Consider the following 3,496-nt stretch of genomic DNA (forward strand, 5'->3'; position numbering starts at 1 on the left):
TTATATGATACATTTTCTCCACAATTACCATCTCCTTTATATCTCTCATTTTATCAAAAAAAAATATACTTTTTCCTCACCTTTTTTGATAGTTTTTGCTATTAATGATTCATAATCTCTAAAAATGAATTAGCTATAAACTAGATTGTGTTAAATTCACCTATTCCGTTTAACCTTAGATATACCAATCTCTTTCGCATTTTATAAAAATGAATTTGACACTTTCTGTTTAAAGCTAATTCAATAAATGTTAAAAAATAAAGGAGCTAGATTCTAAACTTCCTTTGATAATCATTTAATGTATCTTGTTCCATTCCAATGTATCTCAATGTTTCTTTCTGATCTGTATGATTTAACATCTTTTGCAAAGCAACTACATCTTTAAATTGTTTGTAATGGTGATACCCATATGTCTTTCTAAGTGAATGAGTACCGATACGTTCCAATCCAAACTCTTCTGCAGCTTGATTCAATATGACATATGCCATTGCACGAGTAATCGGTTTGTTTTTTCCGTTCCTACTCTTAATCAGGTATTCATTCTTTGGCTTTCCTTCAGTATAATTTCTGATGGCTCTCTTCAGCTCTGAAGGCATCTTCACATCTTTAATCTTTCTTGTTTTCTTTTCGCGTATTACAATATTCCAACCTTCCACATCACGAACACGTAAACGCAAGATGTCCGATATTCTGAATCCTGTATTAATACCAAGAAGAAACAGAATGTAGTTCCTCTCATTCTGCTTCTTATAGAATTCCTTTATTTCTTGTATTATTTCTTTATCACGAATCGGCTGTACAATGTTCATACTACTTCTCCCTCTTCATTTTGCGCCTTTTGTTTAAATACTTCTTTTCGCAAACCGAAAGCTAAACGTAATAAAGCTTTTCCTTTCACCTTATAATACGTGGTTCTACCCAATCTCACTTCATCCATAATGTCTGGATCGTACCCCTTCTCCTCTTCCATATAATACATATGAATGATCTGTCTTTCTCTTTTTGGCAATCTGTTAACAGCCCTATGAACCCAATTCATAAATTTATCTCTAGCCATTTCATATTGCAGCCTTTCAATCGCTATGTTTTCTGTAGAACTGTTGAATTCATTCGTTACAGATGGAGGAACAATTGAATACGATGCGGTTACTTTAGGTAAAATGTCACTTGGCATTTGAGATAAATACATACGATACTCCTCAAATACTTTTTCAACTTCATTCTTTGTCTCTTCTTCATCTAAAACGGGCATTTTAAATGATAATTGTTTATTCATATTAAATTCCTCCATTGTTATTATTTTTGTCTTAATGCTCCACGTCTACGCTCGTAACAAGGTCTATGCATCCCCATTAAATCTTCAATGTCACGAGTACTTAATTTTTCTTTCCGTTTTTTCTTATTTTTCTTCTTTACTTGTTTTGATTGCTTTTTCCATTCACGTAGCTGATCCTTTAACACCTTCATTTCCCCATCTCCCTTTTCAAAATAAAAAGGACACCTATTCCTAAAACAGCTTTAATTGCTGCTTTAATGAATTGGTGTCCTCTAGTTTTCTAGCCGAACTTTATTCTTTTTTATATTTATTCCTTATTTTCTTTGACTAAGTAAATTCATAATATAAAACTTTCTTCAACATAATTATTATACATTTAATCTTACTTTTCAAGCTGTTCAATTGATTTACTAAGTATACAAATTAACAAAAATTAATACAGCTAAATATAGAATTCATATAAAAAGAGATTGTCTTTAAAAGTAATTCTATAAATACTTTTTGACAACCTCTTTTTACAACTATTTTTTAACCAAGACATATATTAAATACTATTCGAATGTAATACCTGCACTCACAAATCCTGCAATAACAGAGGCTAAACTTAAACCAAGTGTATTTGTAGAAACAACTAATAATATTTTGTCTTGTGCAGCTACCGGAATCGCTTGTGCACTTATACCCGTCGAAGTAGTACCAATATTAATAATATTCAATGCTGGAGCTAATAACAACGGTGTACCTACTGGAGTAAAGGTATTGCTTGTCGCTGGTGCGCTGTACAATTGCAATTCAATTTGCACGTTACCTAGTAAAGATATTGCTGCTGTTGCACTGAAGAAGCCAGCTAATGAAGTAATTGTACCCGCTCGAGGTGCCACAAATGCAAAATCAGTAATTAATGGACTTAAGTTGATTGAGCCACCACCTACTTGAACACCAACAAACGAGTTTCCAAACCCTAGAACTGTCCCTGTATCAGCTAGCCCTCCAAGAACCGTTACTAGTACTGCTGGAATTCCAGATGCGTAAGGAATGATGGACCCTGCTCCCGCACCTCCTGTTGCTCCTGTTGGACCTGTCGGGCCTGCTAAACCTGTGTCTCCTGTCGGACCTGTCGGGCCTGCTAAACCTGTGTCTCCTGTCGGACCTGTCGGGCCTGCTAGACCTGTGTCTCCTGTTGGACCTGTCTGGCCTGCTAGACCTGTGTCTCCTGTTGGACCTGTCGGGCCTGCTAGACCTGTGTCTCCTGTTGGACCCGTCGGGCCTGCTAGACCTGTGTCTCCTGTTGGACCCGTCGGGCCTGCTGGACCTGTGTCTCCTGTTGGACCCGTCGGACCTGCTGGACCTGTGTCTCCTGTTGGACCCGTCGAACCTGCTCCACCACCAGTCCCTGCTGGACCTGTCGGGCCTGTCGCTCCCGTTGCGCCTGTTGGACCTGTCGCTCCTGCTCCTGGAGTAGCACCAATTAATTGAGTTAATAAGTTTAATAGGAGTTGTAAACTTGCAGGGTCAAGAATTAATGAGAAGAAGAATGGTGCAAGCGCACTATAAAATTGTTGTAACAACGATGCTAATTGACCTAGGTCTGGGTTTGGAGATTGTAGTAAAGTTATTATACTTTGAATTAATTGTTTTAAATAATTACCTTCTGGAGACGGTGCTAACGAATTGAGTAAATCTAGTAGTTGAGTAAATAAATTGAGTAATGTTAATCTATTTGCATCACTTGGATCTGCAAAGAATGCAGCGATAGCTGTTATTAATGAGTTTAATAATGTTATTAGTTGTCCCAATTGCTGACTAGTAATTGGTACTGTTTGCGGATTATCACAACAGTCTGATGTAAAAACGATTGGATTACAATTATTGTGACCAAAACAATTATTACTATTCATTTGTTTCCTCCTTATTTAATATTTTGAGAGATTATTTTTAAACTAAGAATTATTTTTTAATACCAATAAATATCTAGGCACCTGAATTTTCCTTAGAATAAAAATAGCTACTAATAATCAAATTGGAAATTCAAGTTGATTACGTTCACAGCTCACATATTATAATTATACGTACGAATATATTTAATGCTTAGATTAATCCCCTAATATAAACGTGTATTTTTCCAAAAATCACTTTAACTCCGCCAACTAATTATTTTTCATTTTCTACAATATTTTTAAAAAATATCGTATATAGTACATAAAATCCTTACTTGTTGAA

Annotated in this window: 4 protein-coding genes; all 4 read right to left on the reverse strand. The window is 35.6% G+C overall.

The annotated features are described in order from the left end of the window. Window positions 1-266 precede the first annotated feature (266 nt). The 4 genes from MR160_RS33105 to MR160_RS33120 all read right to left on the reverse strand — a co-directional run bounded on the left by MR160_RS33105 (window position 267) and on the right by MR160_RS33120 (window position 3,174). Complete coding sequence (locus MR160_RS33105) at window positions 267-809, reverse strand: tyrosine-type recombinase/integrase (protein WP_001028518.1); 543 nt, start codon at window positions 807-809, stop codon at window positions 267-269. Next, window positions 806-1,276 (reverse strand): ArpU family phage packaging/lysis transcriptional regulator, encoded by a 471-nt coding sequence (locus MR160_RS33110; protein ID WP_242299163.1) that lies wholly within the window; start codon window positions 1,274-1,276, stop codon window positions 806-808. Before MR160_RS33110 ends, MR160_RS33105 begins: the two co-directional genes overlap by 4 nt. A gap of 20 nt (window positions 1,277-1,296) precedes the next feature. Continuing rightward, entirely contained in the window at window positions 1,297-1,467 is a 171-nt protein-coding gene (locus tag MR160_RS33115; RefSeq protein WP_086395683.1) for a hypothetical protein, read from the reverse strand. Between the two features lie 360 nt (window positions 1,468-1,827). After that, a complete protein-coding gene (locus MR160_RS33120) occupies window positions 1,828-3,174 on the reverse strand; it encodes an exosporium glycoprotein BclB-related protein (protein ID WP_242299164.1) in 1,347 nt (448 codons plus the stop codon). Between the last annotated feature and the right edge of the window lie 322 nt (window positions 3,175-3,496).

The organism is Bacillus cereus group sp. BfR-BA-01382 (assembly GCF_022663475.1).
In the GTDB taxonomy this organism is placed as follows: domain Bacteria; phylum Bacillota; class Bacilli; order Bacillales; family Bacillaceae_G; genus Bacillus_A; species Bacillus_A thuringiensis_S.

Bases quoted from the DNA above. Each gene is read 5' to 3' on its own strand.
- MR160_RS33120 (WP_242299164.1), bottom strand. From the start codon at position 3,174: ATGAATAGTAATAATTGTTTTGGTCACAATAATTGTAATCCAATCGTT.
- MR160_RS33105 (WP_001028518.1), bottom strand. From the start codon at position 809: ATGAACATTGTACAGCCGATTCGTGATAAAGAAATAATACAAGAAATA.
- MR160_RS33115 (WP_086395683.1), bottom strand. From the start codon at position 1,467: ATGAAGGTGTTAAAGGATCAGCTACGTGAATGGAAAAAGCAATCAAAA.
- MR160_RS33110 (WP_242299163.1), bottom strand. From the start codon at position 1,276: ATGAATAAACAATTATCATTTAAAATGCCCGTTTTAGATGAAGAAGAG.